The sequence below is a fragment of the Coralloluteibacterium stylophorae genome, assembly GCF_018122625.2.
In the GTDB taxonomy this organism is placed as follows: domain Bacteria; phylum Pseudomonadota; class Gammaproteobacteria; order Xanthomonadales; family Xanthomonadaceae; genus Coralloluteibacterium; species Coralloluteibacterium stylophorae.
The window spans coordinates 169,506-184,667 of the sequence record NZ_JAGQFT020000008.1 but is presented as its reverse complement, the minus strand read 5'-3'; the positions used below and the strand labels follow the sequence as shown (position 1 = coordinate 184,667).

General features: G+C 71.7%; 16 protein-coding genes. 9 read left to right on the top strand and 7 right to left on the bottom strand.

The genetic code is table 11. The features are described 5' to 3' along the window. Positions 1–9 precede the first annotated feature (9 nt). Positions 10–888 (top strand): cytochrome c oxidase subunit 3, encoded by an 879-nt coding sequence (locus tag KB893_RS13065; RefSeq protein WP_211928093.1) that lies wholly within the window; start codon positions 10–12, stop codon positions 886–888. 115 nt (positions 889–1,003) lie between these two features. Here KB893_RS13065 and KB893_RS13060 read toward each other — a convergent pair whose 3' ends face one another. Next, positions 1,004–1,210, bottom strand: coding sequence for a twin transmembrane helix small protein (locus tag KB893_RS13060; protein WP_211928094.1), 207 nt, complete (start codon positions 1,208–1,210; stop codon positions 1,004–1,006). A gap of 63 nt (positions 1,211–1,273) precedes the next feature. Here KB893_RS13060 and KB893_RS13055 point away from each other — a divergent pair, with 63 nt between their 5' ends. The 4 genes from KB893_RS13055 to cyoE are packed head-to-tail and all read left to right on the top strand — an operon-like array spanning position 1,274 to position 4,701. Beyond that, a complete protein-coding gene (locus KB893_RS13055) occupies positions 1,274–2,002 on the top strand; it encodes an SURF1 family protein (RefSeq protein ID WP_338026954.1) in 729 nt (242 codons plus the stop codon). After that, positions 1,999–2,595: a hypothetical protein gene (locus KB893_RS13050; RefSeq protein ID WP_246505641.1), complete on the top strand. Its 597-nt coding sequence runs from the start codon at positions 1,999–2,001 to the stop codon at positions 2,593–2,595. Before KB893_RS13055 ends, KB893_RS13050 begins: the two co-directional genes overlap by 4 nt. Positions 2,596–2,624: 29 nt before the next feature. Continuing rightward, a complete protein-coding gene (locus KB893_RS13045; RefSeq protein ID WP_211925998.1) occupies positions 2,625–3,758 on the top strand; it encodes a COX15/CtaA family protein in 1,134 nt (377 codons plus the stop codon). A 10-nt stretch (positions 3,759–3,768) separates the two neighbouring features. After that, positions 3,769–4,701 carry a heme o synthase gene (cyoE, locus tag KB893_RS13040; RefSeq protein ID WP_211925997.1) on the top strand — a complete coding sequence of 311 codons (933 nt, stop codon included), beginning with the start codon at positions 3,769–3,771 and terminating at the stop codon, positions 4,699–4,701. Between the two features lie 93 nt (positions 4,702–4,794). On the opposite strand, the gene KB893_RS13035 is transcribed toward cyoE, so the two are convergent. The 5 genes from KB893_RS13035 to rpsU form a co-directional block, all read right to left on the bottom strand. Next, on the bottom strand, positions 4,795–7,047 hold the full coding sequence (locus tag KB893_RS13035; RefSeq protein WP_213173777.1) for a TonB-dependent siderophore receptor: 2,253 nt from the start codon (positions 7,045–7,047) through the stop codon (positions 4,795–4,797). A 168-nt stretch (positions 7,048–7,215) separates the two neighbouring features. After that, positions 7,216–8,955: a DNA primase gene (gene dnaG, locus KB893_RS13030; RefSeq protein ID WP_211925995.1), complete on the bottom strand. Its 1,740-nt coding sequence runs from the start codon at positions 8,953–8,955 to the stop codon at positions 7,216–7,218. Positions 8,956–8,991: 36 nt separating this feature from the next. Beyond that, positions 8,992–9,903, bottom strand: coding sequence for a YihY/virulence factor BrkB family protein (locus tag KB893_RS13025; RefSeq protein WP_211925994.1), 912 nt, complete (start codon positions 9,901–9,903; stop codon positions 8,992–8,994). A 135-nt stretch (positions 9,904–10,038) separates the two neighbouring features. Continuing rightward, positions 10,039–10,482, bottom strand: a complete 444-nt coding sequence (locus KB893_RS13020; RefSeq protein WP_211925993.1) for a GatB/YqeY domain-containing protein — start codon at positions 10,480–10,482, stop codon at positions 10,039–10,041. A gap of 144 nt (positions 10,483–10,626) precedes the next feature. Further along, positions 10,627–10,842 (bottom strand): 30S ribosomal protein S21, encoded by a 216-nt coding sequence (gene rpsU, locus KB893_RS13015; protein WP_211925992.1) that lies wholly within the window; start codon positions 10,840–10,842, stop codon positions 10,627–10,629. 174 nt (positions 10,843–11,016) lie between these two features. Between rpsU and tsaD the strand changes: the two genes are divergently transcribed. Genes tsaD through KB893_RS13000 form a run of 3 tightly spaced genes read left to right on the top strand, consistent with a single transcriptional unit; the run spans position 11,017 to position 12,829 of the window. Beyond that, complete coding sequence (tsaD, locus tag KB893_RS13010) at positions 11,017–12,057, top strand: tRNA (adenosine(37)-N6)-threonylcarbamoyltransferase complex transferase subunit TsaD (protein ID WP_211925991.1); 1,041 nt, start codon at positions 11,017–11,019, stop codon at positions 12,055–12,057. Further along, positions 12,054–12,422, top strand: a complete 369-nt coding sequence (locus tag KB893_RS13005; RefSeq protein WP_211925990.1) for a dihydroneopterin aldolase — start codon at positions 12,054–12,056, stop codon at positions 12,420–12,422. Before tsaD ends, KB893_RS13005 begins: the two co-directional genes overlap by 4 nt. Continuing rightward, positions 12,422–12,829, top strand: coding sequence for a 2-amino-4-hydroxy-6-hydroxymethyldihydropteridine diphosphokinase (locus KB893_RS13000; protein WP_211925989.1), 408 nt, complete (start codon positions 12,422–12,424; stop codon positions 12,827–12,829). The genes KB893_RS13005 and KB893_RS13000 overlap by 1 nt, the downstream gene beginning before the upstream one ends. 122 nt (positions 12,830–12,951) lie before the next feature. On the opposite strand, the gene KB893_RS12995 is transcribed toward KB893_RS13000, so the two are convergent. Next, positions 12,952–13,689 (bottom strand): pteridine reductase, encoded by a 738-nt coding sequence (locus tag KB893_RS12995; RefSeq protein WP_211925988.1) that lies wholly within the window; start codon positions 13,687–13,689, stop codon positions 12,952–12,954. Between the two features lie 151 nt (positions 13,690–13,840). Between KB893_RS12995 and KB893_RS12990 the strand changes: the two genes are divergently transcribed. Continuing rightward, on the top strand, positions 13,841–15,130 hold the full coding sequence (locus tag KB893_RS12990; RefSeq protein ID WP_246505639.1) for a mechanosensitive ion channel family protein: 1,290 nt from the start codon (positions 13,841–13,843) through the stop codon (positions 15,128–15,130). Positions 15,131–15,162: the final 32 nt, after the last annotated feature.

The window sequence follows — 15,162 nt, the reverse complement described above, 5'->3', positions numbered from 1 at the left end:
CCGCCCGACATGGCACACGCCAACCACCACGATCCCAACGTCTACTTCGTCCCGCACAGGAGCATCTGGCCGATCTTCGGCTCGATGGCGATGCTGGTGATGATGGTCGGCGTCGCCAGCTGGCTCAACGGCGCTGGCTGGGGTCAGCTCGTGTTCTTCGCCGGCATCGCCCTGGTCGTGGTGATGTTCTGCGGCTGGTTCGCGAACGTCGTCGGCGAGTCCTCGGACGGAAACTACAACCGCCAGGTGGACACCTCGTTCCGCATGGGCATGATCTGGTTCATCTTCTCCGAGATCATGTTCTTCGCCGCCTTCTTCGGCGCGCTGTTCTACGCCCGCTCGCTGAGCGTGCCGTGGCTCGGCGGCGCAGGCGACGGGGTGGCCACCCATGCCCTGCTGTGGAGCGACTTCGATGCGGCCTGGCCGTCGTCGGGCCCGTCGCAGGTCGGCGGCGACTTCCAGACCATCGCCCCCTGGGGCCTGCCGCTGCTGAACACCCTGATCCTGCTGACCTCGGGCGTGACCATCACCTCGGCGCACCATGCGCTCAAGGCCGCGCATCGCGGTCGCCTGCTGGTGATGCTCGGCGCCACCATCCTGCTGGGCGCGGTGTTCCTGGCGTTCCAGGTCGAGGAGTACATCCACGCCTACCGCGAGCTCAACCTGACCCTGGGTTCGGGCATCTACGGCTCGACCTTCTTCATGCTGACCGGCTTCCACGGCGCCCACGTGTTCCTGGGCACGGTGATGCTGATCGTGATCTGGTTCCGCTGCCTCAAGGGGCACTTCACCCGCGACAACCACTTCGGCTTCGAGGCGGTGGCCTGGTACTGGCACTTCGTCGACGTGGTGTGGTTGGGCCTGTTCCTGTTCGTCTACGTGATCTGATCGATCGCCGACGGGATCGGACGACGGCTGCGCATCCGCCTGGAGCGCGGCCGTTGTCGCGAATGGGGCGCCTGGCGCCCTGCGGCAGGGGCGCCGGACGCGTCCCGGCCGCGCGTCAGCCGCCGATGTCGTGCGGCTGGATGACCCCGGTGACGATGCCGACGACGACCAGCACGATCAGCGCCACCGACAGCGCGATGCGCCTGGTGAGCGCGTTGACCGTCCGTCGGGTGGTGCCGCGGTCGACGAGCATGTAGTACAGGCCCGCGCCCAGGTTCCACAGGATGAGCGCGAGAAACGCAACGATGATCAACGTTTTCATGCGCGGCTCCGGGCGACAGCAGGGGAGGCACATTATCCTCCACCCGCGTTCCGCATGTCCCCGGTGAAGCCCCGCCTGCCACGCTGGCTGCTGTGGTGCGTCGCGGTGATCGCGGTCGCCGGCTTCGCCGCGCTCGGCCGTTGGCAGTACGCCCGTGCGCTCGAGAAGCAGGCCCTGCTCGAGGCGAATGCGCGGGTGCTGGCCGAGCGCGATCCGCGGCCGCTGCGCACCGAGGCGGCGCGCGACGCGACCGCGCTGGCCTGGAGCGCGGGCGAAGGGCGCTTCCTCGATGCGCCGGCCCTGCTGCTGGACAACCAGCTGCAGGGCGGCGTCGGTGGCGTGCGCGCCTATCGCGCCTTCATGCCCGAGGGCGCTTCCAGGGCGGTCCTGGTCGACCTCGGCTGGTTCGCCGTCCCGCAGCGCACGCGCATGCCCCGTCCCGCGCGGCCGGAGGGCGAGGTGCGCGTGCGGGGGCTGCTCGCCACGCCGCCGGCCCCGGGGATCGCAATGGGCGTGGCGGTGCAGGCCCTGGACGAGGGCCGTCTGCTGGCGATGCGCATGGACATGCCCGCCATTTCCGAGGGCCTCGGCGTCGCACTCGCCCCGCGGGTGCTGCGGCTCGACCCCGACCTCGACGTCGCCGGCCTCGACACCGGTCGGCGCGACCTCGAGGTACTCGCCAACACCCTTCCACCCGAGCGCCATCGCGGCTATGCCCTGCAGTGGTTCGGTCTTGCGCTGGCGACCGCCGTCGCGGCGCTGGTGGTGGGACTGAGGAGACCTTCCCGATGACACCTCCCTCCACGCCCCCGGTGCCGCCGGCGTCGCCCGCCGACGCGAACCGCCGCAGCGGGCGCCGTGTCCTGATCATCCTGTTCGTGCTGTTCTTCGGCGGCGCCTTCGTCGCCGGTGCCCTGCGCTTCTCCGGCTGGCAGCCCGGCGGGAACAAGGCCAACGGCCAGCTGCTCGAACCACCGGTCGACCTGCGCGAGCTGCCGCCGCAGCGCCTGCACGGCGGCACCTATGGCTGGGACCCGGCCGCGCGCACCTGGCGGATCCTGGTTCAGGTGGCGGGTCCGTGCGACGACGCCTGCGCCGCGCTGGCACGCGACATGGTCAAGGTGTGGGAGCTGATGGGGCGCCGCGCCGACCATGTCGACGTGCTTTGGCAGGGCGAGGCGCCGGCCGGGGTCGACCTGCCGACGTCCTTCGTACGGATCGAGCCGGAACCGCTGTGGCAGGAGCTGGTTCCGATGCCGATCGCCGGCAGTCCCGCGCCCGTCCACGTGATCGATCCCAACGGCTTCGTCATCCTCCGCTATCGCCCTGGCTTCGACGTCGCGGGGCTGCGTGCCGACCTCGCGACCCTGCTCAAGCTCAAGTGAGCGCGCCGCTCCCAGGATCCCGACCGACCATGTACAAGCATTTCCATCGCCTCGCCTGGCTGGCCTTCGCGCTCGCCACGGTCGTGATCGTGTTCGGCGCGTTCGTGCGCCTGTCCGATGCCGGCCTGTCCTGCCCGGACTGGCCGACCTGCTACGGCCGCGCGGCATGGCCGACGCAGGCGGATCCGGCCGCGCACCTGGAGGAGGCCGGGCGGGCCTTCGCGCGGCCGGTGGAGACGCACAAGGCATGGCGCGAGCAGCTGCACCGGCACCTGGCGGCGACGCTCGGCCTGGGTGTGCTGGCACTGGCGCTGCTTGCCGCGCGCCGGCGCCGCTTCGGAATGGCCGCGGTCGTCGGCGCGAGCGTGCTGGTGGCGGCCGCGATCCCGCTCTACATGCAGGGCGCGCACGTCGCGGCGAGCCTGCTGGCCGGGCTCGGCGAGCTGATCCTCGTCGTCGCCGCGCTGCGCTGGAGCAATGCCGACCTGTCGCGGGTGGCGGCGCTCACGCTCGCGGTGATCGTGTTCCAGGCCCTGCTCGGCATGTGGACGGTGACCTGGCTGCTGAAGCCGATCGTGGTCATGGGCCACCTGCTCGGCGGCCTGGCCACGTTCTCGCTGCTGGCCTTCATGGCCTGGCGCGCGACCGCCGGCAGCATGCTGGTGCAGGCCGACGCGCCGAAGCTCAGGCGCCTGCTCGCGATCGGCCTGGGCCTGCTGGTCCTGCAGATCGCGCTCGGCGGCTGGACCAGCGCCAACTACGCGGCGCTCGCCTGCGGCACCGACTTCCCGACCTGCGCCGGCCAATGGTGGCCGCAGGCCGACTGGCGCGAGGCCTTCGTGCTCTGGCGCGGGATCGGCGTCGACTACGAGGGCGGCGTGCTCGACGGCGACGCGCGCGTGGCGATCCAGATGGCGCACCGCCTGGTCGCACTGCTGGTGTTCGGCCACCTGCTGATGGTGGCGGTCCGGCTCTGGCGTACGCCTGGGCTGCGGCCGTGGGGCACGGCGCTTGCCGTGCTGCTGGTGGCGCAGGTCGCGCTCGGCATCAGCAACGTGCACTTCGGCCTGCCGCTGGCGGTGGCGGTGGCCCACAATGCCGGTGCGGCCGCGCTGCTCTTCGTGGTGGTGTCGCTGCTGACGCGCCTGCGCACGCCACAGTGATCCGCGACCCATGACGTCCACCTCCACCGCACGCCAGTATTGGCAACTGACCAAGCCGCGCGTCGTCGCGCTGATCGTGTTCACCGCGCTCGTCGGCATGCTGCTGGCCACGCCGGGCATGCCGCCGTGGCGCGCGCTGGTGTTCGGCACGCTCGGCATCTGGCTGGCCGCGGCCTCGGCGGCGGCGATCAACCAGATCCTCGACGCCCGCATCGACGCGATCATGGCGCGCACCTCGTGGCGGCCGCTGCCTACCGGCACGGTGACGGTGCGCCAGGCGGTGGCCTTCGCCCTGGTGCTGGGGGCGCTGTCGATGGGCCTGCTGGTGTGGCAGGTCAACCTGCTGACCGCGCTACTGACCTTCGCCTCGCTGATGGGCTATGCGGTGATCTACACCGTTTGGCTGAAGCGGGCGACGCCGCAGAACATCGTGATCGGCGGCATCGCCGGTGCCGCGCCGCCGGTGCTCGGCTGGACCGCCGTCACCGGTTGGGTCGAGCCCTGGGGCGTGCACCCGCATTCGCTGCTGCTGTGCCTGATCATCTTCGTGTGGACGCCGCCGCACTTCTGGGCGCTGGCGATCTTCCGCCGCGAGGACTACGCCCGCGCGATGATCCCGATGCTGCCGGTGACCCACGGGGTGACCTATACGCGCTGGCAGATCCTGTTCTACACCGTGCTGCTGGTGCTGGTGACCCTGCTGCCGTTCGTGACCGGGATGAGCGGACTGTTCTACCTCGGTGGCGCGGTGGTGCTGGGCGCGGTGTTCCTGTGGATGGCGGTCCGGCTGATGGACCCGCCGGACGAGTTCTACGCCATGCGCACGTTCAACTATTCGGTCGTCTACCTGATGGCGCTGTTCGCCTTCCTGCTCGCCGACCACTGGCTGCTGCCGGGCGCCGGATTCGCCGCGCCAGGCCTGGAGTTCGAGCGGGTCGGCTGAGCCGCTCCCCGCGCAGGTACAGGAAAAAGGAAGGCCCGGCACGTAGGTGCCGGGCCTTCTGTCTGGCGCGTCGCCGCGGCGGGCGGCGATGGATCAGAAGCGCGCGGTCAGCGAGACGTAGTACAGGCGGCCCGGCTCGTTGTAGGTCGCCGCGCCCTGCGAGGTGTTGTTGGCCTCGCGGAACAGGCGCTCGTCGAAGATGTTGTTGACGCCCGCGCCGAGCCGCCACGCCGCGGACACCGTGTAGCCGACACCGAGGTTCCAGACGTTGTAGGCGTCGCGCTCCTCGAGCGCGTCGCCCTCGAGCGGCGCACCGCCGATCGACAGCGTCGGCGGTTCCTGATCGCCGTAGAAGGTGCCGGTCAGCAGCAGGTCGAGGTCGTCGGTGGCCTGCCAGTCGAGCCCGGTGTTGAGGGTGTACTCGGGGATGATCGACAGCGGCTGCCCGGTTTCCTCGTTCTCGTTGTCGAGCATCCAGGTCAGGTTGTTGGTCCACTTCAGGGTGCGGCCGCCGTTGCCGTCGAGCGGCAGGTTGAGGCTGCCCTCGACGCCGCGCACCGAGGCCTCCGGCGCGTTCTCCCAGGCGAAGATCTGGGTGGCGCCGTTGACGCCCTGCGGCTCCAGCCCGGTGACGATCTTGTCGCGGTAGTCGTTGTCGAAGTAGGTGAGGCTGGCGGTGAGGCCGCGATCGTCGTCGTAGGCGACGCCGATCTCCTTGTTGATGCTGGTCTCGGGGTCGAGGTCCGCGCTGCCCTGGATGTAGCAGCCGCCGCCGAGGTTGGGGAAGTTGTAGGGACAGCCGTTGCCGCGGGTGTAGTAGAGGTAGCCCGGGTTGCTCTGGTAGAGGTTCGGCGCCTTGTAGGCGCGGGCGATGCCGCCCTTGAGCATCCAGGTGTCGGTCAGGTCGTAGGAGACGTTGAGGCTCGGGCTCCAGTTGCCGCCGAACTTGTCGCTGTGGTCGAAGCGCAGGCCCGGGGTGAGGATCAGGCGCTCGGTCGCGTAGATGTTGTCCTCGACGAACACGGCCTCGGTGGTCATGTCGTTGCGACCGCTGCGATCGTCCAGGCCGGGGACGCCGTCGCCGCCGTCCGCGCTCTGGGTCACGGAGAACGGGTCGTCGAGGCGCTCGTCGCGATACTCGAAGCCGACGGTCACCACCTGCTCCACGCCGGCATCGAGGTTGATGTTCGCCTCGCCGTCCAGGCGCCAGGAGCGCAGGTTGGAGGTCGAAAAGACCGCATCGGTATTGATGCTGCCCTCGGGTCCGCCCGCCAGGCCCTCGTTGAGGCGCTTGTTGTCGGTGTCCTCGTTGGCCAGGCTGAGCCGGCTCGAGCCCCAGGCGTAGCTGCCGCGGTGGGTCAGGCTGGCGCTGCGGCGGTACATGATGTTGGTCTCGGCGCCGCTCTCGGCGAGCTGCTCGAGGAGTTCGGTACCGTTGCTGCTGACCGCGCGGTCGCCGGCGTAGATGTTGCCCTGGCGGCTGAAGCCGGCCTGCAGCTCGACCACATGGTCGTCGTTCGCGTCCCAGCGCAGCAGGCCGTCGATGTCGCGGTTGCGCACGCCCTCGCGGCCGGCCGGCGGCACGATCACGTCGTCGCCCTGGCCGCCGGGGGTGTCGGCGTTGAGCGAGATGTCGTCGGCCTCGGTCCTGGCGACGTTGCCGTAGAGGCGGAACGAGAGTGCATCCGCCAGCGGGCCGCTGAGATTGAAGCCGACGCGCCTGCTGGCACCCTCCTCGGAATGCTCAGGCGCATTGGCGTAGGCGGTGACCGAGCCGCCGAAGTCGCCGGTGGGCTTCTTGGTGACGATGTTGACGACGCCGCCGGAGGCGCCGGAGCCGTAGCGCGCGGCGGCGGGGCCGCGCAGGACCTCGATGCGCTCCACCGCGTCGGCCGGCACCCAGTTGGTGTCGCCGCGGGTGTTGCGCTCGCCGCTGCGGCCCATGCGCACGGAGTTGCGCGAGCTGATCGGGCGGCCGTCGACCAGGATCAGGGTGTTCTCCGGGCCCATGCCGCGGATGTCGATCTGGCGGTTGTTGCCGTACTGGCCGGAGGCGCTGTTGCCGGTGAGGTTGACGCCCGGCATGGTCCGGATCAGCTCGGACAGGTCGTTGGCCGGCGGCCGGCGCTCGATGTCGTCGACGGTGATGATCGAGCTGCCGAGCGCCTGGCGGGCGATCTGCTCGGCGGTCACCGTGACCGTGTCCATGCGCCGGGCCTCGTCCTCCGCGTCGTCGCCGACCTGCTGGGCGAGGGCGGCGGGCGCGCTGGCGGCGAGCAGGATGGCGAGGGCGAGGCGGTTGTGGCGGAGCGCGGACGTGCGGACAGGCGCGGTGAAGCGGTGCATTCGGGTCCCCTTTGCGGACGGAGTGGGTGGCCCGGATGGCGCTGTGGCTACGGCGGGCGTCGACAGGAAGCGGGCGGCGCACGCCCTGGCCGCACGCGCTGAAGGCGCCGTGCTGCGACGCAAGAGTGTAGCAAATGTGAATCGTTCGTAATATCGATTGGCGCGGGCTCAGCGCTGTGCGCGCCAGCTCAGCAGGGCGCGCAGCTCGTCCTTCTGACCCGCGTCGAGGCCGGCCGCGCGCTGCGCGGCCTGCAGCTCGGCGATCCGCTGGGCGACCGTCTGGCGGTCTAGCTGGACCAGCGCGTCGGCGAACTCGGTGCGCAGGAGCTTCTCGTCCCCGGGCAGGTCCTGCACGGCGAGCTTCTGCAGCGGCGCCTCCTCCGGACGGCCGGCGAAGTGCTCGAGGATGATGCCGGTGCTGATGTCCGGTCGCTCGCGGATCAGGCCGAGCAGTTCCACCAGCAGGGGTACCCCCGGCTGGCGCAGCGCCGCGAACAGGAAGGGCGGCTGCACCGACTCGGCCAGGCGCGGCCGGTGCAGGAGCAGGGCGATGGCGCCGCGCACCAGGCTGCGCCTGGGTGCCGGTGCGCCGCCGGCGCGGCGCGGCACCGGCGCCGGCGCCAGCGCGGCCGGGCCGGCCGACGGCGCCGCGGCCAGCCCGGTGATCTCGCCCAGGCGCTGGCGCATCAGGTCGCCGAAGGCGCCGTCGGGGATCTGCGCCAGCAGCGGCCGTGCACGTTCGGCCAGGCGCGCCTTGCCGTCCAGGGTGCCCAGGTTGATGTCCTGCGACAGCTCGGCGAACAGGAACTCCGACAGCGGCGTCGCCGTCTGCAGACGCTGCTCGAAGCCGCCCGCGCCGTCCTTGCGCACGATGGTGTCCGGATCCTCGCCCTCCGGCAGGAACAGGAAGAACGCCTGGCGGCCGTCGCGCATGCGCGGCAGCACCGCCTCCAGCGCCTTCCAGGCGGCGCCGCGTCCCGCGCGGTCGCCGTCGAAGCAGAACAGTACGTCGGGGGCGCTGCGGAACAGCAGCTCGGCGTGGTCGCCGGTGGTCGCCGTGCCCAGGGTGGCCACCGCGGTGTCGACGCCGTACTGCGCCAGCGCCACCACGTCCATGTAGCCCTCGACCACGATCAGCCGCGGGATCTTGGCGTGCGCCTGCTTCACCTGCCACAGCCCGTAGAGCTCGCGGCCCTTGTGGAACAGCGGCGTCTCCGGCGAGTTCAGGTACTTCGGGCCGTCGTCCTTGCCCAGCACGCGGCCGCCGAAGGCGATCGGACGCCCGCGGCGGTCGTGGATCGGGAACATGACGCGGTCGCGGAACTTGTCGTAGACGCGGCCGGCATCGTTGCGCGAGAGCAGCCCGGCGCGCTCGAGCGCCTGCAGGCGCTGCGGATCGGTGCCCAGCGCCTCGCGCAGCGCGTCCCAGCCGGCGGGCGCGTAGCCGATCTGGTAGCGCGCGCGGACCTCGGCGTCGACGCCGCGGCGGTCGAGGTAGCGGCGGGCGGCGTCCGCCAGCGCCAGCTGGTGCTGGAAGAAGCCGGCGGCGGCCGCGCTGATCCCGAGCAGGGCGTCGAACTCGCCGCGCGCCTGGTCGGACTGGCGGGTTTCGCGCGGCACCTCGAGGCCGGCGCGCTTGGCCAGTTCGTCCACCGCGTCGAGGAATTCGAGGCGGTCGTATTCCATCAGGAAGCGCAGCGCGGTGCCGTGCGCGCCGCAGCCGAAGCAGTGGTAGAACTGCTTGGTCGGGCTGACCGTGAAGCTCGGCGAGCGCTCGTTGTGGAACGGACAGCAGGCCGCGTACTCGCGGCCCTGCCGCTTCAGCGGCACCCGCGCGTTGATCAGCTCGACGATGTCGGTACGCGCGAGGAGTTCGTCGAGGAACGCGTCGGGGATGCGGCCGGCCATCGCGCAATGATAGGGCTTGGCGGTACCGCGGCGGCGCTAGGTGGCGGCGTTGCGTTCGTCCCGGCGTTTGCGCTCCGAGGCGCGCTCGCGACGCGCGCGCAAGCGCGACTGCAGCAGGGCGGTGATCAGCGCGCCGATGTAGAACATCGCGCCGGAGTAGTAGATCCACACCAGCATGATCGCCACCCCGCCGGCCGGCCCGTAGACCGAGCCGAGCGGGCTGCGGCCGAGGTACAGGCCGATCGCGAAGCGGCCGGCGCTGATCAGCGCCGCGGTGATCGCCCCGCCCAGCAGCGCCAGGCGCCAGCGCACCGGGCGGTCGGGCAGGAAGGTGTAGATCGCCGCGAAGACCACGGCATAGACCGCGTACGACAGCAGCACGGTGGCCACCGGCCACAGGCTCGGCAGGCCCGCGAGTACGACCTCCAGCGCCGTCTGCGCGACCATGGAGACGATCACCAGGAAGCTCAGCGAGAACACGATGCCGAAGGCGATCAGGCGCTTGCGCAGCCAGTCCATCGCCCCGCCGATCTCCTCGGCCTCGGCGACGAAGATGCGGTTGAGCGTGGTCTGCAGCTGCGCGAACACGATCGAGGCGCCGAACAGCAGGCTGGCGATGCTGATCCAGCCGGCGACCGAGCCGAGCGACGGCTGCGCCTCCGCATTGCGCACCACCATGCGCGCGGTCTCGCCCGCCTCCGGGCCCGCCAGCAGCTGGACCTGGCGGAAGAACTCCTCCTGCGCGGGCGCGTAGAGCGAGGCGGTGATCCACAGCAGGATCACCACCAGCGGGGCCATCGACAGCAGGGCGTAGAAGGCCAGCGCCGCGGCCTGCGAGAGCAGGTCGGCCTCGCCGAAGCGGGTGACGAACTCGCCCGCCACACTGCGCTGGAAGCGCGCCGCCAGGCGACCGAAGCGCAAGCGCAGGCGCTGGAGTAACTGGACCATGCCGCAGGGCCGGGAAACGGAATCGGCCTTCAGGCTGTCAGGAGGCGTGCCAAGGTGGTGTCGCCGCAGCCCCGGAAACGCCGCGACCCGGACGAGCCGGGCCGCTGGGACGGCATCAAACGCCGGCGCGGGTCGTCAGCGCAGCCTGGCCTTGACCCGGCCGGACACGGTGCCCATGTCGGCGCGGCCGGCGGCGCGGGTCTTCACCGCCGCCATGACCTTGCCCATGTCCTGCGGGCCGCTGGCGCCGGTGTCGGCGATCGCCGCGTCGATCAGCGCGTCCAGCTCGGCCTCGTCCAGCGGCGCCGGCAGGTAGTCCTGGATCACCGCGATCTCGGCGCGCTCGACCGAGGCCAGGTCCTCGCGCCCGGCGGCCTCGTACTGCGCGACCGAATCCTTGCGCTGCTTGACCATCTTCTCCAGCACGCTCAGCACCTGCGCGTCGTCGAGCTCGATGCGCTCGTCGACCTCGCGCTGCTTGATCGCGGCGTTGACCAGCCGGATCACGCCCAGGCGCTCCTTGTCGCCGGCCTTCATGGCCGCCTTCATCTCGTCGGTGAGGCGCTGCTTGAGGGACATCGTCGTTCTCCGTGGCCGGCGGTGCTGCGGCGCGCAACGGCCGCGCGCGCTAAGCGCAGAAAGCCGGCAGCGTACGCGACGCGGCCGGCTTTCTGGTTCGCGACGCGCGACACCCGGAGGGCGCGCACCGCGCATCGACGCGAATCAGTACTGGCGCTGGCGCTTGGTCACGTCGCGCGAGACGCGACGCAGATGGCGCTTCACCGCGGCGGCACGCTTGCGCTTGCGCTCCTGGGTCGGCTTCTCGTAGAACTCGCGCTTGCGGGTCTCGGCCAGGATCCCGGCCTTCTCGCAGGTGCGCTTGAAGCGACGGAGGGCGAACTCGAAGGGCTCGTTTTCGCGGACTTTGACGTTCGGCATGGATGTCTCGGATTCGGGTGAACCGCCCGGGTCTGGCGGGCGAGCCGGCTACTATACCCATGGCGGCCAGGGCCGGCAAGCCGATCCTGGCGCAGTTCCTGCCGCCCGCGATGCACGGTTGCTAGACTGGCCGGCCCGTCGCGCCCGGCGCGGCGCCTGCGGATGGTGTGCCTCATGCGTGTGCTCGGCATCGAGAGTTCCTGCGACGAAACCGGCGTGGCGGTCTACGACAGCGACCGCGGCCTGCGCGCGCACGCGCTCTACAGCCAGGTCGAGCTGCACGCCGAGTACGGCGGCGTGGTGCCGGAGCTCGCCAGCCGCGACCACGTGCGCAAGCTGCTGCCGCTGATCCGGCAGACCCTGGCCGAGTCCGGCATGTCCCTGGACGAGATCGACGGCGTCGCCTACACCGCGGGTCCTGGGCTGGTCGGCGCGCTGCTGGTCGGTGCCGGCGTCGCCCGCGCGCTGGCCTGGGCGCTCGAGGTGCCGGCGGTCGGCGTGCACCACATGGAGGGGCACCTGCTGGCGCCGCTGATGCGGATCGAGGGCGGCACGACCATGCAGGCGCCGCCGGCGCCCCCGTTCGTGGCGCTGCTGGTCTCCGGCGGCCATACGCAGCTGGTGCACGTGGAGGCGATCGGCCGCTACCGCCTGCTCGGCGAGACCCTGGACGACGCCGCCGGCGAGGCCTTCGACAAGACCGCGAAGCTCATGGGCCTGCCGTACCCGGGCGGCCCGCAGCTCGCCCGGCTCGCCGGCGCGGGGCGGTCGGGCACCTTCCGCTTCGCACGACCGATGACCGACCGCCCGGGCCTGGATTTCAGCTTCTCCGGCCTGAAGACGCAGGTGCTGCTGGCCTGGCAGCGCAGCGACGGCAGCGACGCCACCCGCGCCGATGTCGCCCGCGGCTTCGAGGAGGCGGTGGTCGAGACGCTGGTGATCAAGTGCCTGCGCGCGGTCGAGGCGGCGGGCGTCGACACGGTCGTGGTCGCCGGCGGCGTCGGCGCCAACCTGCGCCTGCGCGCGGCGCTGGACGAGGCGATGGCGCGCCGCGGCGGGCGCGCCTGCTTCCCGCCGCCGGCGCTGTGCACCGACAACGGCGCGATGATCGCCTTCGCCGGCGCGCTGCGCCTGGGCGCCGGCGAGCACGCCGATGCGGCGGTGCGCGTGCAGCCGCGTTGGGACATGACGGAACTGCCGGAGATCGCGGCGTGAGCGATCGCGTGTACATCCAGGGCCTGGCGCTCTCGACCGTGATCGGCGTCCACGCCTGGGAGCGCGCGCGCCCGCAGGCGCTGCACGTGGACGTCGAGTTCGAATGCGACAACCGCATCCCCGCCGCCAGCGACGCCGTCGCCGATGCGCTCGACTACGCCGCCGTCGCCGACCTGTTGCACCGGCTCGCCGGCGAGCGCCGCGACGCGCTGCTGGAGACCTTCGCCGAGGCCTGCGCCGGCGCGCTGCACCAGGCCTTCGGCCCGCGCCGGCTGCGGCTGCGCATCCACAAGCCGCTGGCCGCCGCCGCCCTCGGCTGCGAGCGCGTCGGCGTGGAGATCGTGCGCGAGACGCCGGCGGCCTGATGCTCCTGCTGTTGCTGGGCTCCAACCTGGACACGTCCGCGACGGTGGAGGTCGCGCTCGCGCGGCTCGGCGAGCTGGGCGCGGTTCGCGCGCTGTCGCCGGTGCGGCGGATGCGCGCGCGCTCGGGGACCGGCCCGGATTATTTCAACGTGCTGGCGACGCTGGCCAGCGCGCTCGACGAGGCCGTCCTGGAGCCGCGCCTGAAGGCGATCGAGGCCGACCTCGGTCGCGAGCGCGGTGCCGCGCGCGTGGCCATCGACATCGACGTGCTCGCGTCGCGCCGGGCGGCCGGCTGGTACCCCGGCGCCGCCGCGCGCCGCAAGCGCGAGGCCGAACAGACCCCGGCCCGCGAACTGCTGGCCGAGGCCGGCATCGTGCTCCTCGACGCCCCGACGGCCCCTCCGTAGGAGCGGCTTCAGGCGCGACCGGAAGGTGAAGCGGGCACGGCGCGGAGGGCGGGGGAACGGGGAACGGGGAACGGGGAAACAGAGAGGCTTGCGCCGCGAGCCCTCGGCCCCGCTGCACCCACTCAGATATGCAGCAGCCGGCCCCCGTCCACCGGCAGGACCACGCCGGTGGTGTAGCGCGCATCGCGCAGCAGGTAGAGCGCGGCCGCGGCGATGTCGTCGGGCGAGCCCTGGCGCGCCAGCGCGGTGCGTGCGGCCAGCAGCTCGGCCGTCTCCACCTTCACCTCGTTGGTCGACCACAGCACGTTGCCCGGCGCGATCGCGTTCACCCGCACCTCGGGTCCCAGTTCCTGCGCGAGCGAGCGGGTCAGCATCACCAGCGCCGCCTTCGCCATGCAGTAGAGCGTGTGCTGCGGCAGCGGGCGTTCGGCGTAGACATCGGCCATGTTGAGGATGGCGCCGCGCGCGGCGCGCAGGTGCGGCGCCGCGGCCTGGGCGAGGAAGAACGGCGCGCGCGCGTTGGCGGCGAACAGCTCGTCCCACTGCGCCGGCGTCGCGGTGCCCACCGGCGTCGGGTAGAACGCCGAGGCGTTGTTCACCAGCGCGTCGATGCGGCCGAAGCGTGCCAGTGCCGCCTCGACCAGCCCCGGCAGCGCATCGGCATCGCCGAGTTCCGCCTGCAGCGCCAGGGTGCTGCCGCCGCGCACGCCCTCCAGTTCGGCCACCAGCGCATCGAGGTCGGCGCGCGAATTCCGGCAGTGCAGGGCGAGGTCGTAGCCGGCGGCGTGCAGCGCGCGGGCGATGGCGGCGCCGACGCGGCGCGCGGCGCCGGTGACGAATGCGACAGGGCGATCGGACATGGGCGGCGATTGTGCCGGCTGCCGGATGGCGGCGCATCCGTCGCCGCCGGCGGTTGCTAGACTCCGCCGCCCTGTCGCCGCAAGCCCGTGCGCAGCGCACGCGACGCACGCGCGTTCCGGCCATGCCGTCAACGTCCTGGAGATGCCGCGCATGGCGCGCTTCGAATCCTTCCTCGCCTGGCTCGCCGCCTATCCGGCCCTGGAGAGCGTCCTGGGCCTGCTGCTGCTGGCCCTGGTCGCCTGGCTCGCCAACTTCGTCACCCGCAACGTCATCGTGCGCGCCCTGCGCGGACTGGCGCGGCGCCTGCCCATCGACCGCGACGGCGCCATCACCCGGCACCGGGTGATCGGCCGCCTCGCCAACGCGGTGCCGGCGCTGGTGGTGCAGGGCGGCATCGTGCTGGTGCCGCATCTCGCACCGGCGGTGGTGGTGCTGGTGCAGCGCCTGGCCCAGGCGTTCGTCTTCCTCACCCTGGTGCTGACGATCAGCGCGGCGCTCAACGTCGTCAACGATCTCTACCGGCATCGCCCGGACGCCAACAGCAAGCCGATCAAGGGCTACCTGCAGCTGGTCAAGATCCTGCTGTTCGTGGTGTGCGGGCTGATGATCGTCGGCACCTTCCTCGACAAGGACGTGTTCACCCTGCTCGCCGGCCTGGGCGCGATGGCGGCAGTGCTGATGCTGGTGTTCCAGAGCACGATCCTGTCGCTGGTGGCGAGCGTGCAGGTGTCCTCCTACGACATGGTGCGCATCGGCGACTGGATCGAGATGCCCGCGCTCAACGCCGACGGCGACGTGATCGACATCTCGCTGCACACGGTCAAGGTGCAGAACTGGGACAAGACGATCACCACGATCCCCACCAACCGCCTCATCACCGACACCTTCAAGAACTGGCGCGGCATGAGCGAGGCCGGCGGGCGACGGATCAAGCGCGCGCTGCTGATCGACCAGACCAGCGTGCGCTTCCTCGACGCCGGCGAGCGCGAGCGCATGCGCCGCTTCTTCCTGATCGACGACTACCTCGCGCAGAAGCGCGCCGAGCTCGACGACTGGAATGCGAAGCTCGTCGACGAAGGCAAGGACCCGGTCAACGCGCGGCGGGTCACCAACCTCGGCACCTTCCGCGCCTACGTCGAGCGCTACCTGCGCGAGCACCCGGGCATCCATCCGGGCATGACCCTGATGGTGCGCCAGCTCGCGCCCGGCGCGGACGGCCTGCCGCTGGAGATCTACTGCTTCACCGCGTCCACCGCCTGGGTGGTGCACGAGAGCGTGCAGGCCGACATCTTCGACCACCTGCTGGCGATCGTCCCCGAGTTCGGCCTGCGCGTGTTCCAGCGCGCCGGCGGTGCCGACCTGCGCCTGCTCGCCGGCGCCCGCGATCCGCGCGATGCGCTGGCGCAGCCCGGTGGCCCGCCGCCAGGGGCCGCGCACTGAGGGCGGCTCGCCCGCTAAGCTCGGCCCGCCGC